This window comes from Sphingomonas lenta (assembly GCF_002288825.1).
Lineage (GTDB): Bacteria > Pseudomonadota > Alphaproteobacteria > Sphingomonadales > Sphingomonadaceae > Sphingomonas > Sphingomonas lenta.
On sequence record NZ_NSLI01000003.1, the window covers coordinates 68476 to 85951 of the forward strand.

Annotated in this window: 20 protein-coding genes and 1 tRNA gene; 8 read left to right on the forward strand and 13 right to left on the reverse strand. The window is 71.1% G+C overall.

The features are described 5' to 3' along the window. Nucleotides 1-114 precede the first annotated feature (114 nt). The 6 genes from msrB to CKY28_RS07595 all read right to left on the reverse strand — a co-directional run bounded on the left by msrB (nucleotide 115) and on the right by CKY28_RS07595 (nucleotide 4480). On the reverse strand, nucleotides 115-522 hold the full coding sequence (gene msrB, locus CKY28_RS07570) for a peptide-methionine (R)-S-oxide reductase MsrB (RefSeq protein ID WP_095998543.1): 408 nt from the start codon (nucleotides 520-522) through the stop codon (nucleotides 115-117). A gap of 41 nt (nucleotides 523-563) precedes the next feature. Continuing rightward, nucleotides 564-1646, reverse strand: coding sequence for an NAD(P)/FAD-dependent oxidoreductase (locus CKY28_RS07575; RefSeq protein ID WP_095997758.1), 1083 nt, complete (start codon nucleotides 1644-1646; stop codon nucleotides 564-566). Next, nucleotides 1625-2308, reverse strand: a complete 684-nt coding sequence (locus CKY28_RS07580; protein WP_095997759.1) for a methyltransferase domain-containing protein — start codon at nucleotides 2306-2308, stop codon at nucleotides 1625-1627. The genes CKY28_RS07575 and CKY28_RS07580 overlap by 22 nt, the downstream gene beginning before the upstream one ends. After that, nucleotides 2305-3420, reverse strand: coding sequence for a type III polyketide synthase (locus CKY28_RS07585; protein ID WP_095998544.1), 1116 nt, complete (start codon nucleotides 3418-3420; stop codon nucleotides 2305-2307). Before CKY28_RS07585 ends, CKY28_RS07580 begins: the two co-directional genes overlap by 4 nt. A gap of 88 nt (nucleotides 3421-3508) precedes the next feature. After that, nucleotides 3509-3595 (reverse strand) — tRNA-Leu (locus CKY28_RS07590). Between the two features lie 81 nt (nucleotides 3596-3676). Further along, nucleotides 3677-4480, reverse strand: a complete 804-nt coding sequence (locus tag CKY28_RS07595) for an MJ0042-type zinc finger domain-containing protein (RefSeq protein ID WP_095997760.1) — start codon at nucleotides 4478-4480, stop codon at nucleotides 3677-3679. 172 nt (nucleotides 4481-4652) lie between these two features. Here CKY28_RS07595 and ftsE point away from each other — a divergent pair, with 172 nt between their 5' ends. The 4 genes from ftsE to CKY28_RS07615 are packed head-to-tail and all read left to right on the forward strand — an operon-like array spanning nucleotide 4653 to nucleotide 7457. After that, complete coding sequence (gene ftsE / locus CKY28_RS07600) at nucleotides 4653-5357, forward strand: cell division ATP-binding protein FtsE (RefSeq protein WP_095997761.1); 705 nt, start codon at nucleotides 4653-4655, stop codon at nucleotides 5355-5357. Then, entirely contained in the window at nucleotides 5354-6226 is an 873-nt protein-coding gene (locus tag CKY28_RS07605; RefSeq protein WP_095997762.1) for a cell division protein FtsX, read from the forward strand. The genes ftsE and CKY28_RS07605 overlap by 4 nt, the downstream gene beginning before the upstream one ends. Next, nucleotides 6223-6759, forward strand: a complete 537-nt coding sequence (locus CKY28_RS07610; RefSeq protein WP_176473008.1) for a YdcF family protein — start codon at nucleotides 6223-6225, stop codon at nucleotides 6757-6759. Before CKY28_RS07605 ends, CKY28_RS07610 begins: the two co-directional genes overlap by 4 nt. Then, a complete protein-coding gene (locus CKY28_RS07615) occupies nucleotides 6756-7457 on the forward strand; it encodes a lysophospholipid acyltransferase family protein (RefSeq protein ID WP_095997763.1) in 702 nt (233 codons plus the stop codon). Before CKY28_RS07610 ends, CKY28_RS07615 begins: the two co-directional genes overlap by 4 nt. Here CKY28_RS07615 and hisC read toward each other — a convergent pair. Next, on the reverse strand, nucleotides 7420-8529 hold the full coding sequence (gene hisC / locus CKY28_RS07620; RefSeq protein ID WP_095997764.1) for a histidinol-phosphate transaminase: 1110 nt from the start codon (nucleotides 8527-8529) through the stop codon (nucleotides 7420-7422). The two genes, CKY28_RS07615 and hisC, sit on opposite strands and share 38 nt — an antisense overlap. A gap of 241 nt (nucleotides 8530-8770) precedes the next feature. On the opposite strand from hisC, the gene metX reads away from it, so the two are divergent. Genes metX through CKY28_RS07640 form a run of 4 tightly spaced genes read left to right on the forward strand, consistent with a single transcriptional unit; the run spans nucleotide 8771 to nucleotide 11357 of the window. After that, nucleotides 8771-9886 carry a homoserine O-acetyltransferase MetX gene (gene metX, locus CKY28_RS07625; protein WP_095997765.1) on the forward strand — a complete coding sequence of 372 codons (1116 nt, stop codon included), beginning with the start codon at nucleotides 8771-8773 and terminating at the stop codon, nucleotides 9884-9886. Next, nucleotides 9883-10311: a GNAT family N-acetyltransferase gene (locus tag CKY28_RS07630; protein WP_095997766.1), complete on the forward strand. Its 429-nt coding sequence runs from the start codon at nucleotides 9883-9885 to the stop codon at nucleotides 10309-10311. Before metX ends, CKY28_RS07630 begins: the two co-directional genes overlap by 4 nt. After that, nucleotides 10308-10895 (forward strand): methionine biosynthesis protein MetW, encoded by a 588-nt coding sequence (gene metW / locus CKY28_RS07635; RefSeq protein ID WP_095997767.1) that lies wholly within the window; start codon nucleotides 10308-10310, stop codon nucleotides 10893-10895. The genes CKY28_RS07630 and metW overlap by 4 nt, the downstream gene beginning before the upstream one ends. A 60-nt stretch (nucleotides 10896-10955) precedes the next feature. Continuing rightward, nucleotides 10956-11357: a response regulator gene (locus CKY28_RS07640; protein ID WP_095997768.1), complete on the forward strand. Its 402-nt coding sequence runs from the start codon at nucleotides 10956-10958 to the stop codon at nucleotides 11355-11357. 144 nt (nucleotides 11358-11501) lie between these two features. On the opposite strand, the gene CKY28_RS07645 is transcribed toward CKY28_RS07640, so the two are convergent. The 6 genes from CKY28_RS07645 to CKY28_RS07670 are packed head-to-tail and all read right to left on the reverse strand — an operon-like array spanning nucleotide 11502 to nucleotide 17321. Further along, on the reverse strand, nucleotides 11502-13010 hold the full coding sequence (locus tag CKY28_RS07645; protein WP_095997769.1) for a sensor histidine kinase: 1509 nt from the start codon (nucleotides 13008-13010) through the stop codon (nucleotides 11502-11504). Nucleotides 13011-13028: 18 nt separating this feature from the next. Then, nucleotides 13029-13559, reverse strand: coding sequence for a single-stranded DNA-binding protein (gene ssb / locus CKY28_RS07650; RefSeq protein ID WP_095997770.1), 531 nt, complete (start codon nucleotides 13557-13559; stop codon nucleotides 13029-13031). A gap of 10 nt (nucleotides 13560-13569) precedes the next feature. Further along, entirely contained in the window at nucleotides 13570-15417 is a 1848-nt protein-coding gene (gene feoB, locus CKY28_RS07655; RefSeq protein ID WP_095997771.1) for a ferrous iron transporter B, read from the reverse strand. Between the two features lie 21 nt (nucleotides 15418-15438). Continuing rightward, nucleotides 15439-15699: a FeoA family protein gene (locus CKY28_RS07660; protein WP_095997772.1), complete on the reverse strand. Its 261-nt coding sequence runs from the start codon at nucleotides 15697-15699 to the stop codon at nucleotides 15439-15441. Between the two features lie 60 nt (nucleotides 15700-15759). Continuing rightward, nucleotides 15760-16413 carry a COQ9 family protein gene (locus CKY28_RS07665; RefSeq protein WP_095997773.1) on the reverse strand — a complete coding sequence of 218 codons (654 nt, stop codon included), beginning with the start codon at nucleotides 16411-16413 and terminating at the stop codon, nucleotides 15760-15762. Then, a complete protein-coding gene (locus CKY28_RS07670) occupies nucleotides 16410-17321 on the reverse strand; it encodes a DMT family transporter (RefSeq protein ID WP_095997774.1) in 912 nt (303 codons plus the stop codon). Before CKY28_RS07670 ends, CKY28_RS07665 begins: the two co-directional genes overlap by 4 nt. Nucleotides 17322-17476: the final 155 nt, after the last annotated feature.

Sequence of the window (17476 nt, forward strand, 5' to 3'; positions counted from 1 at the left end):
GGCCGGGTTCACCGGCCGCGTCGTCCGACGGCGCGGCTTTGCCGCGACGCAATCGATAGTGGATCACTTTCTCTATCGCGCCGCGGCCAAGCCGCGTCGTCGATCGTAGCTGCGCTACGCCGGCCGGGTTTCTCTCGACTTGAAGTCGAGAGAAACCGAGTTCATGCAATAACGCAAACCGGTCGGCGGTGGACCGTCCGGGAATACGTGGCCGAGATGGCCATCGCAGCGTGCACAGCGCGTCTCCACGCGCACCATGCCGTGGCTGGTGTCACGATGATTGCTGACGCGGTCCTCCTCGACCGGCCGCGTGAAGCTGGGCCAGCCGGAGCCGCTGTCGTACTTGTCGGCGCTGTCGAACAGCTCGAGCTGACAACCGGCGCAGCGATAGAGGCCGTCCGCCTTGTTGTCGTTGTACATGCCGGAAAAGGCGCGCTCAGTGCCCGCCTCGCGCAGCACATGGTACTGCTCGGGCGACAGGCGCTTGCGCCACTCGGTCTCGGATAGGTCCAGGCGTTCCATGGACATCATGTCGGCCCCCTGCGGGTCATGTTCAAGCCGCGTCATCTGATCCGGGTGGCGCGCGCGATCATCTGGAGGAGGCCGGGCACGCGGCCGAGCCAGGGCAGGGCGGGGGCGGCCACTGGTCCTTCCGCGAGATCGCGTACCAGCCCGGCTACGCGCACCGGGCGCGCGGCACGCCGCGCAAAGCTGCACTGCCATCGGACACTCGCGTCCGCGCCGCCGCGCAGGTACGCGCCGGCCGCCGAGCAACCGCTCGCCACCGCGATTCCCATGCCCTCGCCCGCGAGCGACGGGATGACAGCCGCCTGGTCGCCCAGGCGGAACAGCCCGGCGGCGCCGTCCGTGGCGCGCCAGCCATAGGGCACGTTCGCCACCGCGTCGGTCGGCGCGGCGTCGGGGCGCATGTCGAGCCGGTCGGCGAAGGCGGGCAGCTCCGCGGCGATGCCCTGGAGCAGGCGCTCGGGATCGCCCGCCTCGTGCAGCCGCGACCGGCGCACGGCCAGGCACAGGTTCGCGCTGCCGTCCTCCTGCACCGCAAGCCCTGCATAGCCGCGGTCGAACAGGTGCAGCTCGATCGCGTCCTCGATCCGACGGCGCTCAACGTCCGACGGGCGGAGGCGCACACGGATTCCGAGCGTCGGGTCGCCGTCGGGCTTGGGCCGCGCGAGTCCGCGCAGGTCGTGCTTGCCCGTCGCGAGGAACAACGCTGGCGGATCAAGCGTCGCGCCATCCGCCAGCGTGACCTCGCGGCCGGCCGCCGTCCGCGCCGTCACGCCGCGCTCGACGCCCGCGCCGGCCCGGTCCGCAAGCTCAAGCATGAGTGTATCAAGTTTATGCCGCGATACGGCGAGCGCGGGAAAAGGCAGGGGGGCTTGGGCCTCGCGATCTTCGGCGAAAACGTGGACGCGCGTAATGCGGCGGCGGTTGAGCCGGTCCGCGTCGAGGCCGAGCGAGCGCAAGCGGTCGAGCGTGCGCCAGCTGAGGAAACCGCCGCATAGCGCGTCGCCCGTCTCGCGGGTACGCTCCAGCACGATCGGGCGCACGCCCGCGCGCGCGAGCGTGATCGCGGCGGCGCTGCCCGCCGGCCCGCCGCCCAGGATCAGCGGAGCCGCTCGACGCACAGGCGAAAGGGAAATGCGCGGAACACGCGGGCGCCCTCGACGCCCGCTTCGTCCAGCAGGTCGCGCCACTCGCCGGGACGAAAGGAGCGCGCGATCGACAGTTTGCCGTCGTAGCGCACGATCGGATGCCAGCCCGCGACCCGCGCGAGGAGCGGATAGCCGGTGTACGCGAACCAGTGCCGGTGGAGGTCGTTGACGAACCAGCTCCGCGCATGGCCCTCCATGAAGCGGAGAAAGGCGACGAGCTGGTCGTGCGTCATGTGGTGCGCGACGAGGCTGGAGACGACCACGTCCCAGCCGCCGCCCATGTCGGCGTAATCGCCGGTGACGTAGCGGATAGGCAGGTGCGCGGGTGTGTGGGCACGCGCCGCCAGCTCGCTGCGGTGGTTCAGGTCCACGCCGACCAGCTCGGCGGCGACATCATGCTGCACGGCCCAGCGTGCGATGCTGCGCAGCATATCGCCGTCGCCGAAGCCCACGTCGAGGAGCCGGAGCGTGCGCCGCCCCGTCATCGCGCGCTTGAGAAAGGCGAGCGTAGGACGCCTGGCGAGCGTGACGGTGTTGACCTTGGCGAGGTCGCCGACGACCCGGGCGTAGGTCGCGGGATCAAGGTCGGCCGCGTCCATCAGCTCCTCGGCCGTGGCGCGCACGGCGAGGCTCATGCGGCGGTCAGTTCGGGCTCAGCCGATGCGCGCCGTACCGGCCGCTCCACCGCGCTGCGGAAGCCGAAGCCCTCGGCGGCGAGCCCTGGTCCGAAGGCGAGCGCCAGGCCCTGCTCGACCGGCGGGCCGGCGAGCAGCTTCTTCAGCACAAACATCAGCGTCGCCGACGACATGTTGCCATAGTCGTTGAGCACGGCGCGCGACGCGTCGAGCTTGTCGGGCGCGAGCGCAAAGGCGTTCTGCACCGCGTCGAGGATCGAGCGTCCGCCCGCGTGCACCGCCCAGCCGTCGAGCTCGGCGGCGGCACGCCCGCCGGTGGCGGCCTCGGCCACCGCGCGCTGACTGAGCGCCTGCGCGATGCGGTTGGGCACCTCGCCCGACAGATGCATCACGAAACCCTGGTCGGTGATGTTCCAGCGGATCAGCTCGTGGCTTTCCGGCAGCGTCGTCGCGAAGGGCTGGTCGATCGCGAAACCGCGAGGTTCGGCGGTGACGAGCGCCGCCGCCGCCCCGTCGCCGAACTGGAGCTGCGCGAGCAGCGATTCGAGGTCGCCCGTGTCCTGCAGGTGCAGCGTGCACAGCTCCACGGTGACGACGAGCACGCGCGCCTGGGGGTCGGAACGGACGATGTGGCGCGCGCTGCGCAGCGCCGCCACCGCCGCGTAGCAGCCCATGAAGCCCACCAGCAGCCGTTCGACCGAGGGCGACAGCCCCAGGCGGCGCGCGATGATCTGGTCTATGCCGGGCGCGACGAAGCCTGTGCAGCTCGCCACCACGAAGTGCGTGATTCCGCCTAGTTCCGCGCGCTCCCCTAAGTCGGCGATCGCCTCCAGCGCCAGCTCGGGCGCGGTCTCGGCATAGACCTCCATGCGCGCGGCGGTGCCGGGGAAGACGCCGTTGTAGAAGCCGCGCTCCTCGGCCAGCGCCTGGAACGCGGTCGCGGGCAGCACCGACCAGCGGTGCCGGATGCCCGAGCGCATCGCCATGCGGTCGAACAGCTTGAGCGCGCGCGGCTCCACCTTGTCGCGCGCCCAATCGATGAACACGTCGTGGACATCGTTAGGGGGCACCGCAGTGCCGACGGCGTTGATGTACGGGGTCAAGCGGGGCACCCGATGAGGCTGGCGATGCGGCTGGTCATCGAGCCCCACATGGGGGCGCGAGCGGCGATCCGCCAGCGCCCTTCGCTATTTCGGGGAATGGTGCGGTCGAGAAGACTCGAACTTCCACGTCCTTTCGGACACAACGACCTCAACGTTGCGCGTCTACCAGTTCCGCCACGACCGCACGTGCCATACCGTGGGCCAGGCCCGCGGTCGGTAGGCGAGCGCCCCTAGCCGATCGTTCGGCGGGGCGCAACGGGCAAGATCAGCCCTCTTCGCCGCGGAAGCTCAGCGCCAATTCCTTGGAGGTGTTAGGCACGTCGAGCTGCGCCGAGTTGAACTGCAGCGCAGCGCCCGGTCCCAAGGTGCGCCGCTCGGGCGTGATCGTCCAGCTATAGACGACGCGGCCTCGGTCGCCGGGCGCGTCGCGCAGCTCCACGACGATGTCGGGGACGCGCTGCCGCTCGTCGGTGGGGTTCACCACCTGGCCGCTCACCGCGAACAGCTCCGAACCGTTGTCGAGCTCGCGGCGCTCGATAGGATCGCTGCGGATCTGGAGCGGGCTCTCCTCGGTCCCGAACGATACGCCCAGCCGGCTCGCCAGCCCCGGCGCGCCAGTCCACAGGATCGCGCCCGTGCCGGCGAGCATGAGCAGCCCGGCCGCGACCGCCGCCGCCGTCCAGCGGCGCGCAGGGTTGCGGCGCGGCGGCGACGAGACTGCAGGGCTCAGCGGCACCGCTTCGAGATAGGGCGGCGTCCGCACCGGCGGCTCCGCGCGGAGCGGCTCGGGCCGCGGCGGCGGGGAAGGGGGAGCGACCGGCTCGGGTTCGGGCTCGGACGCCGCGACGATCGGTCGAGACTCCGGCGCGGGGGCGGGCTCCGGCGCGATCGGCGGAGCGGGTGGAGGCGCGGCGTGCTCCACCTCGGCGGCGGGCGTCGGCTCGGGCGCTGGCGGGGCCTGGAACCAGCTATGCCGGCACTGCGCGCAGCGCACGGTGCGGCCGGCGACGCCGATCGCGCTGTCGGGCACCAGGTAACGCGTGCTGCACTCGGGGCATTCCAGGATCATCGGCGCGAAACCTAGGGGCGTGCGGGAGGAGCCCGCGTCGGTTAACCCGCACTCAAGCACGCTACTCCGAGCTTTTGCAAGCGTCCGGGCGCTGGACGCGGCGGCCCCGCCCGTGCGAAAGCCGGCATCGGGGCGTGAGGGAACGGCCGCGGACGCGGCGCTACGGGCAAGCATGACGAACATCGTCCAGTTCGAGAATGTCGGTCTGCGCTACGGCGCGGGAGAGGAGACGCTCACCGACGTCAGCTTTCAGCTGGGCGCGGGGTCGTTCCACTTCCTGACCGGCGCGTCAGGCGCGGGCAAGACGTCGCTCCTGAAGCTCCTCTACCTCGCCCAGCGGCCCAGCCGCGGGGTGATCCGGCTGTTCGGCGAGGACACGGTGACGCTGCCGCGCGCGCGGCTGCCGGGCTTCCGCCGGCGCATCGGCGTCGTGTTCCAGGATTTCCGGCTCGTGCCGCACCTGTCGGCCTGGGACAATATCGCGTTGCCCCTGCGCGTCGCGGGCGTCGTGGAAGCGGATCTCGAGCAGCCCGTGCGCGAGATGCTCGCCTGGGTGGGGCTGGCGGAGCGCGCGCACGCCCGGCCCGCGACCTTGTCGGGCGGCGAGCAGCAGCGCGTCGCCATCGCGCGCGCGGTGATCGCCCGGCCCGAGCTGCTCGTCGCCGACGAGCCCACGGGCAATGTCGACCCGGACATGGCCGAGCGGCTGCTCCACCTGTTCGACAGCCTCAACCGGCTGGGCACCACGATCGTCATCGCGACGCACGACCTGCACCTCTTGAGCCGCGTGCCGCACGCGCAGCTGATGCGGCTCGACCGCGGGCGGCTGCACGATCCAACGGGCGCGCTACGTTACCCGCCCAAGGCCGCCGAATGAGCGATCGGTCGCAGACGCGCGTCCTCGACGAGGCGGGCGGGTTCCGCGCGATGACGGCGGTGATGGGGATCATGCTGTTCCTCACCGTGCTCGCCACCGCGTTGGGGCTGGGCACGCTGGGCGCGGCGCGGACGCTCGACCGCCAGCTCGCAGGGAGACTGACGGTGCAGGTGGTCGACGGCGACCCGGCCGCGCGCGACCGGGCCGCGGCGCGCGTGACCGAGCTGCTCCGCCGTCATCCCGACGTCCTCCGCGTCGATTTAGTTGACCGCGCCGAGCTGCAGCGCCTGATCGAGCCGTGGCTGGGGGCGTCGGCCTCCTCCGGCGCGCTGCCTGTCCCTGCGCTGATCGACGTCGACCTGCGGCGCGAGGACGCCGCGCCCCGCGTCGCCGACGTCGTCCGCCGCGCAGCGTCCAACGCGCGCGTCGACCGGCACGAGGAGTGGATGTCGCCGGTGAGCCGCTTCATGGACCTGCTGACCGCACTCGCCGCCGCGCTCGTTGCGCTGATGGCGGCGGCGACGCTGGCGGTGGTGGTGCTGGCGGTCCGGAGCGGGCTGGAGGCGCATCGCGGCACGATCGAGGTCATGCACATGCTCGGCTCGACGGACGTGCAGGTCGCGCGCCTGTTCCAGCGCCGCATCGCGCTCGACGCTCTGCTGGGCGGCGGGGTGGGCGGGCTCGCCGCCTTGGCGATTGTGTGGCTGCTCGGCCGCCAGCTTGGCGCGCTCGGCTCCGAGCTCTTGGGCGGCGCGACGCTCGGGCGGGGCGAGTGGACCGCGCTCGCCGCCGTGCCGCTCCTCTTCATCCTGCTCGCCACGCTCGCCGCAAGGCGGGCGGTGCTGGCCGACCTGAAGCGCACGCTGTGATCAGCCGTTTCCTCTCCGTCCTGCTGATCCTCTGGGGGCTCGGCTTCGCGGGCTTCGCCGTATCGCTGCCCGGCCCGCTCGAGGGGTCGACGACCGACGCGGTGGTGGTGCCCACCGGCGGGCCGGGGCGCATCGACCGCGGGCTCGAGCTGATGCGCGAGCGGCAGGCCAAGCGCATGCTGGTGACGGGCGTCGCGCCCGGCGTGCGGCCGCGCGACCTGGCGGCGACGTACCCGGACTCGGGACGGCTTTTCCGCTGCTGCGTCGATCTGGGCGGCGAGGCGGTAGACACGCGCTCCAACGCCGAGGAGACGGCGCGCTGGCTGCGCGGGCACCGCTACCGCACGGTGCGGCTCGTCACCTCCGACTGGCACCTGCCGCGCGCGCGCATGGAGCTGGAGGCGGCGATGGGGCGCGACGCGGTGATCCTGGGCGACGGGGTCAAGACGGAGCCCAGGCTGGGCACGCTGTTCAACGAGTACAACAAGCTGCTGCTGCGGCGCGTGGCGCTGTGGGTGGGGATCGGCGGGTGAAACGGCTCCGCACGCTGCTCTTTCAGCTCGTCTTCTACGCCGGGTCGGTGCCGATCGTCATGTCGGTGCCGATCACCGCGCTGTTCGGGCGGCGGCCGATGATCGAGCACGCCAAGGTCTGGTTCCGCTGGCATCGCTGGACGACGCGCCTGATCTTAGGCGTCCGGGTGCGCGTCGAGGGGAGCTGGCCCGACTATCCCGTGCTGTTCGCGGCCAAGCATCAGGCGATGTACGAGACCGTCGAGCTGACGCTGATCCTGGGCGGGCCGGCGATCATCCTGAAGCAGGAGCTGACGCGGATCCCGTTCTGGGGCTACGCCACCAAGGTGTATGGCCGCATCGCCGTCGATCGCGAGGCGTCGGCGAAGATGCTCCGGCGCATGATGACGGAGGGCGCAGCGCTGAAGGAGGAGGGGCGGTCGCTGCTGCTCTTTCCTGAGGGCACGCGCGTGAAGCCGGGCGAGATGCCGCCGCTCAAGTCGGGCTTTGCCGGCCTGTACAAGGCGCTCAAGCTGCCCGTCGTGCCGGTGGCGTGCGACAGCGGGCTCGTCTGGCCTAGGCGCGGACCCAAGCGGCCGGGCGTGATCACCTTCCGCTTCGGCGAGGTCGTGCCGCCCGGCCTGCCGCGCGAGGAGGCGGAGGCCCGGGTGCACGCGGCGATCAACGCGTTGGAGCAGCCCGCTCGACCAGCCGCCTGAGCGCCGCGGCCACGCCGCGCGTCTCCTCCTCGGTGCCGATGGTGATGCGCAGGCCTTGGGGCAGGCCCTGGCCGGGGAGCCAGCGGACGATATAGCCCTCGTCCATCAGCCCCTTGTACGCGGCCTCGGCGGTGAGCGGGCCTTCGAACACGACCAGCACGAAATTGGCCTGGCTCGGGATCGGGCGCAGGCCGGCATTGCCCATCGCGGCGATCTCTTGGGTGAACCAGCGGCGCAGGCGCGCATTATCGGCGCGGCAGCGCGTCACCCACTCCTCGTCCGCCAGCGCGGCGACGGCGGCGCGCTGGCCGGCGATCGTCATGGAAAAGGGCAGGCGGATGCGGTGCATCGCCTGGATGATCGGCTCCGCGGCATAGCCCCAGCCGATGCGCTCGGCGGCGAGCCCGTACATCTTGGAGAAAGTGCGCGTGACGAGCACGTTGGGCGCGGTGCGGGCGAGCTCCATGCCGCCGTCGTCGTCCGCGCCGTCGATATACTCGGCATAGGCGTGGTCGAGCACGAGCAGCACGTGTGCGGGCAGGTTCGCATGGAGCCGCGCGATCTCCTCGCGGGGCGCGAAGGTGCCCGTCGGATTGTTGGGGTTGGCGACGAAGATGATGCGGGTGCGCTCCGTCACGCAGGCCAGGATCGCGTCCACGTCGGTGGCGTAGTCCTTGTCGGGCGCGATCACGGGCGTGGCGCCCGTGCGCCGCGCCGCGATCTCGTACACCGCGAAGCCGTAATGGACGAAGATCACCTCGTCGCCCGGCCCGCTGAATGCGCCCGCCGCGAGGTGCAGCACCTCGTCCGAGCCGTTGCCGTAGATGATGCGCGCAGGGTCGAGCCCGTGGCGGGCCGCCAGCGCGTCACGAACGATCGAGCCGCTCGCGTCCGGGTAGCGCTCCAGATCGCGGGCGGCGGACAGGAACGCCTCGCGCGCCGCGGGCGGCGTGCCGAGCGGGTTCTCGTTGGAGGAGAGCTTGACGGCCTTGGCGCCGCTGTCGGTGGTCGAGCGCCCCGGGATATAGGGGGCGATGTCCATAATCCACTGCTTGGGGACGGGTGCGTTCATGGGTGGGGCTGTAACGAGGGTCTGCGGTTTAGGAAACCGCCGCTCGGTGACGTCTTCCCCGTCACCCCGGACTTGGGTCCCCAACAAAGTAATACTTTGCTGGGTTCTCTCTTCCGGGGTCCATCGTCGTACGCGCACTCCGGCCGGATCGCTCGCACCACGATGGATGCCGGAACAAGTCCGGCATGACGAAGGAGGGAGGAGGTTGGCGCGCGCGTGTCTCGCCTCTATCCCGCCCACCATGTCCTCCGACCGGCGCTTCGGCCCGTCCCGCACCGTCACGCTTTCCGGGCCGCTCCGGCTCGACGGCGGCGCGACGCTCGCGCCCGTCGAGATCGCGTACGAGACCTACGGCACGCTCGCGGCCGACGCGTCGAACGCGGTGCTCGTCTGCCACGCGCTGACGGGCGACCAGCACGTCGCCTCCGAGCACCCGCGCACGGGCAAGCCGGGCTGGTGGACGCGCATGGTCGGGCCCGGCAAGCCTGTCGACACCAGCCGCCACTTCGTGATCTGCGCCAACGTGCTGGGCAGCTGCATGGGCTCGTCCGGCCCGGCGAGCGCCGACCCGGCGACCGGGCGGCCCTACGCGATGCGTTTCCCGGTCATCACGATCCGCGACATGGTGCGCGCGCAAGGAATGCTGCTCGACCATCTCGGCGTCGCACGGCTGGCGGCGGTGGTGGGCGGGTCGATGGGCGGGATGCAGGCGCTCTCCTGGGCCGCGACATACCCCGATCGCGTGCGCGCCGCCGTCGTGATCGCGTCGACCGCGCGCCACACCGCGCAGAACATCGCCTTCCACGAGGTCGGCCGCCAGGCGGTGATGGCCGACCCGAACTGGCGCGGCGGCGATTACTACGACCGCGAGCCGCCCGCCGCCGGCCTCGCCGTCGCGCGCATGGCGGCGCACATCACCTACCTGTCCGAGGCCGGGCTGACCGAGAAGTTCGGGCGCAAGCTCCAGGCGCGCGACGCGAAGAGCTTCGGCTTCGATGCGGACTTCCAGGTCGAGAGTTACCTGCGCCACCAGGGGCTAAGTTTCGTCGACCGGTTCGACGCCAACTCCTACCTCTATATCACCCGCGCCATGGACTATTTTGACCTGGCCGAGGAGCATGGCGGGCGGCTGGCGGACGCGTTCCGCGGCACGGCCACGCGCTTCTGCGTCGTCAGCTTCGACACCGACTGGCTCTATCCGACCGCGGAATCGCGCGGCGTCGTCCACGCGCTCAACGCCGCGGGCGCGGCGGCGAGCTTCGTGGAATTGTCGAGCCCGTTCGGCCACGACGCGTTCCTGCTGGAGAGCCCGGAGCTGAGCCGGGTTGTGGACGGGTTCCTGAGGTCGGTGGCGTGATCGAGTTGAGCGACGACAAGGCGCGGCTGCAGCTCGACCGCGTGCACGCCTGGCTCGCGTCCAGCTACTGGTCGCCCGGCATCGAGCGTCCGCTCGTCGAGCGCGCGGTCGCAGGCTCACATTGCCTGGGGGCGTATCTCGACGGCGAGCAGGTCGGCTATGCCCGAACGGTCACGGACCGCGCCACCTTCGCCTGGATCGCGGATGTGTGGTTCGCCGAGCCTGCGCGGGGGCGGGGGTTGGGGCGGCGGATGGTCCGCTGGTTCCTGGACCATCCCGACTACGCGACGGTGCGGCGGTTCGCGCTCGCGACATGGGACGCGCACGGCATGTACGAAGCGCTCGGCTTCGGGCCGCTCGCCCGACCCGATCGGTTGATGGAGCGGCTCTCGCCGGACCTCGTCAAGCTGATGGCCGGCACGTGACGCTGCGCCCCGACCTCCGCGTCATCGCCGACCATATCGAGCCGGGCGCGCGCGTGCTCGACGTGGGGTGCGGCGAGGGTACGCTGATGGCGGCGTTGCGCGACGGCAAGGGCGTGGACGCGCGCGGGCTGGAAATCGACCCGTTGAACGTCGCCGCCGCGGTCGCGCGCGGGCTGTCGGTGGTGCAGGGCGACGCGGACGTCGACCTCGCCGATTACCCGGACGGCGGCTTCGACTACGCGATCCTCAGCCAGACGCTGCAGACGACGCGTGCGCCCGACCGCGTGCTCGACGAACTCTTGCGCATCGGACGGCGCGCGTTCGTGTCGTTTCCCAACTTCGCGCACTGGCGTGTCAGGGCGTCACTGCTCTGGGGCGGGCGCATGCCGGTGACGCGGCTCCTGCCCGAACGCTGGTACGACACGCCCAACATCCATCACCTGACCGTGGACGATTTCCGCGCCCATCTCGACGACCGCGGCGTAACGGCGGAGCGCGCCTGGTTCCTGGCCAGGGGACGCCGTACCCGGCCCGCCGCGGCCAACCTCTTGGCGGAGCACGCGGTCTTTCTTCTACGTTTGTAAGAAAAGCTAGGAACGGACCCGCCGGGTCGGCGTTCGCCCCTGAATCGCCAGGAAAGGACCATGGGCAAAACCGCGCTGATCGTAGAGGACGAGATCTTCGTCGCCCTCGACCTGGAACGCATCCTGACGGACGCGGGCTATCAGGTGTGCGCGATCGCCCCCGACAGCGAGGCGGCGATGGCAGCGGCGCCCCAGTGCGACTTCGCGCTGGTCGACGTGAACCTGCGCGACGGCATGACCGGCCCCGAGATTGCGCGCCGCATGTCGCAGGATTACGGCGTCAAGGTCGTGTTCGTCACCGCCAACCCGTCGCAGATCGGCGAGCCCGCGCCGGGTCTCGGCTTCGTACGCAAGCCGTTCAGCGAGGCGGCGATCCTGGAGGCCGCGCGGATGGCGGAAGGCGCGGACGGCGCGGCCAACGACGACGGGGACTTGGGCGAACGACCTGCGGTCGCGGGCTGAGCGGGGCACCAACACTATTTGCTGTCATGCCGGGCTTGACCCGGCATCCAAGCGCGTCCGCTGCTCATGAGCGCGTAGCTCGCGGACGAGGACGCGCATGGACCCCGGCTCAAGGCCGGGGTGACGAAGGGCATGAGGCGTAGGTCAGCGCCGGCTGAACGCTGACGACGGGATCAGCACCTCGACCCGCAGCCCTTCTGGCCGCCAGTCGCGGCGGATCTCGCCGCCTAGCTGACGCACGGCGCTCAGCTCCACGAGCTGCGTACCGAATCCCGTCTCGCCGCTGGGCGGGGTCACGGGCGGGCCGCCGCGCTCCGTCCAGAGGAGGCGCACCTGGTCCTCCTCGGCGGCGATCTCCAGCACCACCTCGCCGTCTGGCGCGGAGAGTGCGCCGTATTTGGTCGCGTTGGTGGCGAGTTCGTGGAACAGGAGCGCGATCGGCGTGGCCGAGCGGTCGTCCACGCCCACGTCGCCGCCCTCGACGCGCACGCGCCCGTACGGCGCGAACAGGTCGTCGAGCAGCCCGTGCAGCGAGTCCGCGGGCGTGTCGCGGCGCGACTGGGCGCTGTGCGGGCGGACATAGTCGTGCGCTCGGCCGAGCGCGGTGATGCGCTGGCGCAGGTCCGCGGCGATGTCGCCGAAATCGGGCCGGTGCCGCGCGGCGAGCGTGATCAGCCCGGAGATGACGGCGAAGATGTTCTTGATGCGGTGGCTGAGCTCCTGGCTCACCATCTCGCGGCTCTCGAGCAACCGCTTCTGCTCGTGGATGTCGGTGCAGGTGCCGAACCAGCGCGTGATCCGCCCCTCGGCATCGCGGATCGGCAGGGCGCGGCCGAGCACCCAGCGATACTCGCCGCTGTGGTGGCGCAGGCGGTACTCGATATCGTACGGTTCGCCCGTGGCCAGGCTGTGCCGCCACCGGGCCCAGGCGCGCTCCTGGTCCTCGGGGTGGAACATGCCGTTCCACGCCTCGCCGTCGGTCGACCCGTCCGGCACGCCGGTGAACTCGTACCAGCGCGCGTTGTAGTAATCATGGAAGCCGTCGGGCAGCGTCGACCACACCATCTGCGGCATGGTGTCGGCGAGCGTGCGGAAGCGGAGCTCCGACTCCTCCAGCGCGCGGCGCGAGCGGTCGGCGCTGGCGGCGCGCTCGCCGGCCAGGCGCCGGTCGTCGAGCCGCGACATGGCCGCGCGGGCGAGCACCTGCAGACCCTGGCGCTGCACGGGGTTGAGCCCCTGCGGCCGCGGCTCGACGTCGAGCACGCACACCGTGCCGAGCACCGCGCCCTCGGGCGTTACCATGGGCGCGCCGGCGTAGAAGCGGACCTGCGTGTCGCCGGTGACGAGCGGGTTGGCGGCGAAGCGCGGGTCCTCGCGCGCGTCGCGCACCTCCATCACGCCCGTGCCGCCGAGCGCGTGGGCGCAGAAGGATGCGCTGATCGGCGTGCAGTCGAAGTCGACGCCCTGCCGTGCGACGAAATGCTGATAATCGGCGTCGAGCGCGGTCACGAGCCCGATCGGCGCCTCGCACAGCTCGCGCGCGAAGGTGACGAGGTCGTCCAAGTCGCCGCGCTCGGCCGCGCCGGCCACGTCATAGGACGCGACCACGCGCGAGCGCGACGGCGGCTCGCCGGAGGCGGCGGGAGGGGTCACCTGGGCCGGGTCCGCCGCTTAGAACGGCACGTCGTCGTCGAGATCGTCCGCGAAGCCGCCCGACTGGCCGAAGCCGCCGCGCCCGCCGCCCGAGCCGCCGCGGCTTCCGCCGCTGCCACCGAAGCCGCCGCCCCCACCGCCGCCGAAATCGTCGCCGCCGCCGAAGTCACGGCCGCCACCGCCGCCCTGACCGCCGCCGGGGCCGTCGAGCATGGTGAGCACGCCGCCGAAGCGCGGCACGACCACCTCGGTCGTGTACCGGTCCTGACCGTTCTGGTCCTGCCACTTGCGCGTCTTGATCTGGCCCTCGAGATAGACCTTGGAGCCCTTACGGAGGTACTTCTCGGCGACCTCGCCCAGGCGCTCGTCGAAGATGGCGACCTGGTGCCACTCGGTCTGCTCCTTGCGCTCGCCCGAGCTCCGGTCCTTCCACGACTCGGAGGTGGCGACGCGCAAATTCACGACCTTGCCGCCGTTCTGGAACGAGCGGGACTCGGGATCCTTGCCCAGATTGCCGACGATGATGACCTTGTTGACGCTGCCCGCCATATGCTCTCCGCTACAGGCCCAGCGCTCTCGCGGACCAATATGTTAATCCTGCCGCAATGTAGGCAGCCGCGAACAAATAGCCAACCATGAACAGGGGCCAGCGCCAGCCGTTGGTCTCCCGCCTCGCGACAGCGATCGTCGAGATGCACTGGGGCGCGAAGACGAACCACATGAGGAAAGCGAGCGCGGTCGGCAGGCTCCAGCGGGTGCGGAGATTGTCGCGGATCGTCTGCTGGCCTTGGCTGTCCTCGGAGTCCTCGACGGCGTAGACGGTGCCGATCGCCGCCACCGCGACCTCGCGCGCGGCCATGGCGGGGATGAGCGCCAGCGCGATGTCGCGGTTGAAGCCGATGGGGGCGACCGCGACCTCGATGCCGTTGGCGATGCGGCCCGCGACCGAATAGTCGACCTGGCTCACGGGCGAGCCCTCGGGCGGCTTGGGGAAGGAGAGCAGTGCCCAGAGCACGATCGTGGTGACGGCGATGATTGTCCCTGCGCGCTTCAGGAAGATCGCGGCGCGCTGCCACAGGCCGATGAGCAGGTCGCGCGGGCGCGGCCACTGGTAGCGCGGCATCTCCAGCATGAAGCCGGACGACGTGCCCTTGGTGATGGTGCGCCGGAGCAGCAGCGCGGCGACGAAGGCGCCCAGGATGCCGAGGATGTAGAGCGCGAACAGCACCAGCCCTTGCAGGCCGACGAGCAGCGCGACCTCGCGGTCGGGGATGAACGCGCCGATGATGATGGTGTAGACGGGCAGGCGCGCCGAGCAGGTCATGAGCGGCGCGATCAGGATGGTGGTGAGCCGGTCCTTCTCGTCGTCGATCGTGCGCGTCGCCATGATGCCGGGCACCGCGCAGGCGAAGGAGGAGAGCAGCGGGATGAAGGCGCGCCCCGAGAGCCCCGCGCGCGCCATGATGCGGTCCATCAGGAACGCGGCGCGGACCATGTATCCCGTCGCCTCTAGCACGAGGATGAAGGCGAACAGGATCAGGATCTGCGGCAGGAACACCACCACCGCGCCCACGCCCGCGAGCACGCCGTCCACGAGCAGGCTGCGGAGAAGGTTGTCGGCGAGCGTCCCGGCGATCCACTCGCTCGCACCCGCGAACGCGCCCTCGATCCAGCCGATAGGTGCCTCCGACCAGCTGAACACCGCCTGGAACATGACGAACAGCAGCGCGAGCAGGATGGCGGGGCCGGCGACGGGGTGCAGCGCGACGCTGTCCAGAGCGTGGTTCCAGCGGCGCGCGGGCGTCTCGCTCAGCACGGCGGCGGCGGCGAGCTTGCGCGCCTGCTTCTGGAGCTGCGGCAGGGGGTCGGTGTCGCGGGCGGGCTCGGGCTTGCGCTTGACGGCGTCCGTCAGCGCCTCGGTGAGCGCGTCGAGGCCGCGGCGACGGACGGCGACGGTGGGGACGACGGGGACGCCCAGCTCTTGGGCGAGTACCTCCGCGTCGAGCGTGAGCCCGTCGCGCTCGGCAAGGTCCACCATGTTGAGCGCGATCACGGTGGGCAGCCCCAGCGCCACCAGCTGCATCGCGAAGCGCAGGTGGTTGGGCAGGTTGCCCGCATCGAGCACCACCACCAGCGCGTCCGGCCGCCGCTCGCCCGCCTGGCGACCGAGCACCACGTCGCGCGTCACCGCCTCGTCGGGGGAGCTCGGCTCCAGGCTGTACGCGCCGGGCAGATCAACGAGCTCGGCGGGGCGGCCGTCGGGGAGCGTCAAGCGGCCCGACTTACGCTCCACGGTGACGCCGGGATAATTGCCGACCTTCTGGCGCGCGCCGGTGAGCGCGTTGAACAGCGCGCTCTTGCCGGCGTTTGGGTTGCCGACAAGTGCTATCAGCGGTGCGGGGTTCACGCCCCTATGTTCCTCAGATGTCTAAGCGGCGGGCGACACATGCACCGCGGCCGCCACCGCGCGGCGGAGCGCGACGGTCATGCGGCCGATGCGGCAGGCGATCGGGCCGCCGCTGCGGTGCAGCACCTCCACATCCACGCCCTCGTCGAAGCCGAGCTCGCGGAGGCGGCGCGCCTGGGGCGCCTCGAGGCGGCTCCACTCGATCGCGGCGACGGTCGCGCGCTGGAAGCGGGGCAGCGTCTCGAGGCTCAGGGACGGGACGATGGGGCGGGACATGTCCATTTGCGAGCGATTATCACACTCACTTCGCTCGGCAAAGCAGTTTTGCGAACGGTTCGCAAATCAGCGCACCGGATAGCGCAACCGGCCCACGAAGCGCGCGAGGCTGGGCCGGTGCTCTGCGCGGTCGGCCATGCCCGCCTTGAACTTCTCGAAGCGCATCACGCCCTCGATGCGCCGGGCGAGGAAGGCGCGCGTGTCGGCGAAATCGTCCGAGCGGTCGTCGAGGAATACGGTCACCGTCGCGCCGTAGACGGCGAGCAGGATCGCGCGCTTGGTGTAGTGGTTGTAGTCGACCGCGGTGTCGCCTGCGCGCCGCCAGATCAGGTCGGCGGTGCGCCAGCCGAGCCGCGCGGCGCGGGCGGGGTGAAGCGCCAAGATCGCCAACGCGCGGCGGAGCGACTCGCGATCGTCGTACATGGCCGTGAGCCGCGCCTCGACGAGCACCTGGATGCGCTCGCGGATCTTCATCGCCTGCAGCTGGTCGAGGGGCAGCGCCTCGATCGTCGCGCGGTCCACCTGCGCGAACCAGGCGTCGATCATGTCGACCGCACCGCCCGGAAAGGCGAGCCGCGCGACGTCGCGGTCCACCCCGAGCTCGTCGGCGGCCATGTCGCGCGCGGCGTCGGTCCAGCCGTCGAACCCCGCGTTGGCGGCGATGCGGGGCGCGAGCGCCTCGCGCAGCTCGTCGAGCGTGGCGTCCGACAGATCCGTCATGCGGCCTCCTTCACGCGGGCGATATCGTCGTCGGTCGTCCCTTCCGCAACCGTGGGGCCGCGCCGGACGAGCACCAACGCGGCGGCGACGAGCGCGATGCCGACGAAGTCGAGCGCGCCCAGCCGCTCGTCGTACGCGAGCCAGCCCACCGTCATGCCCACCACGGGCTGAATCAGCAGCATCAGGCCCATGACGAGCGGCGACAGCTTGCCCAGCGCGTAGATCATCAATCCCTGGCCGAACACCTGGCTCGCCAGCGCGAGGCCGATCAGCGGGCTCCAGTTCGACGGCCAGACGCGCTCGCCGAGCAGGTTGGCGAAGAGCAGCAGCGGCAGCACGCTCGCCAGCGTGGAGAGCGCTAGCGCGGGCAGCGGCGCCATGACGTCGCGCGCCCGCGCCATGCAGATGAAGTAGATGGTGTAGAGGATCCCGGCGAGTAGGCAGAGCAGGTCGCCCGCGAGGTTGCGCGCGTCGAGCTGCAGGCTCCTGCCCATCAGCAGCGCGGCGCCCAGCATCGCCAGCGCGAGCGCGACGCCTTGCGTCCGCGTCGGCCAGGCGCGTGCGACGAGGAAGCCGTAGATCGGGAAGAACAATGTCGCCGAATTGCCGAACAGCGTGGCGTTGGCGAGCGTCGTGCGCAGGATGCCGAGATGCCAGCTCGCCAGATCGGCGGCGAAGCAGACGCCGCTCACCGCCAGGGTCGCCCAGAGGATCGGCGACAGGCGAGCGGGACGACCGCCGCCCATCCATGCCATGACGACGAGCAGCGGCGCGGCGAGCGCGATCCGCCAGAAGGCGCTCGCTACCGGCCCCGTGTCGGCCAGCCGCACGAACCACGGCCCGAAGGCGAGCGCGATGTTGGCGAGCGTCGCCGCGACGAAGGGCAGGGCGCCGTCCTTCTTCGTCATGCCGGACTTGTTCCGGCATCCATCGTTGTGCGAACGATCCCGTCGGAGTGCGCGTCCGACGATGGACCTCGGAAGAGGGAACCCAGCAAAGTAGTACTTTGCTGGGGACCCAAGTCCGGGGTGACGGAGGGAGTGTCGATGGGGCGAACAAAGCC

What these genes read in the sequence shown, in the direction of transcription:
- msrB (WP_095998543.1), bottom strand. Translation starts at nt 522, where the DNA reads ATGGAACGCCTGGACCTATCCGAGACCGAGTGGCGCAAGCGCCTGTCG.
- CKY28_RS07580 (WP_095997759.1), bottom strand. Translation starts at nt 2,308, where the DNA reads ATGAGCCTCGCCGTGCGCGCCACGGCCGAGGAGCTGATGGACGCGGCC.
- CKY28_RS07595 (WP_095997760.1), bottom strand. Translation starts at nt 4,480, where the DNA reads ATGATCCTGGAATGCCCCGAGTGCAGCACGCGTTACCTGGTGCCCGAC.
- ftsE (WP_095997761.1), top strand. Translation starts at nt 4,653, where the DNA reads ATGACGAACATCGTCCAGTTCGAGAATGTCGGTCTGCGCTACGGCGCG.
- CKY28_RS07605 (WP_095997762.1), top strand. Translation starts at nt 5,354, where the DNA reads ATGAGCGATCGGTCGCAGACGCGCGTCCTCGACGAGGCGGGCGGGTTC.
- hisC (WP_095997764.1), bottom strand. Translation starts at nt 8,529, where the DNA reads ATGAACGCACCCGTCCCCAAGCAGTGGATTATGGACATCGCCCCCTAT.
- metX (WP_095997765.1), top strand. Translation starts at nt 8,771, where the DNA reads ATGTCCTCCGACCGGCGCTTCGGCCCGTCCCGCACCGTCACGCTTTCC.
- CKY28_RS07640 (WP_095997768.1), top strand. Translation starts at nt 10,956, where the DNA reads ATGGGCAAAACCGCGCTGATCGTAGAGGACGAGATCTTCGTCGCCCTC.
- ssb (WP_095997770.1), bottom strand. Translation starts at nt 13,559, where the DNA reads ATGGCGGGCAGCGTCAACAAGGTCATCATCGTCGGCAATCTGGGCAAG.
- CKY28_RS07660 (WP_095997772.1), bottom strand. Translation starts at nt 15,699, where the DNA reads ATGGACATGTCCCGCCCCATCGTCCCGTCCCTGAGCCTCGAGACGCTG.
- CKY28_RS07665 (WP_095997773.1), bottom strand. Translation starts at nt 16,413, where the DNA reads ATGACGGATCTGTCGGACGCCACGCTCGACGAGCTGCGCGAGGCGCTC.
- CKY28_RS07670 (WP_095997774.1), bottom strand. Translation starts at nt 17,321, where the DNA reads ATGACGAAGAAGGACGGCGCCCTGCCCTTCGTCGCGGCGACGCTCGCC.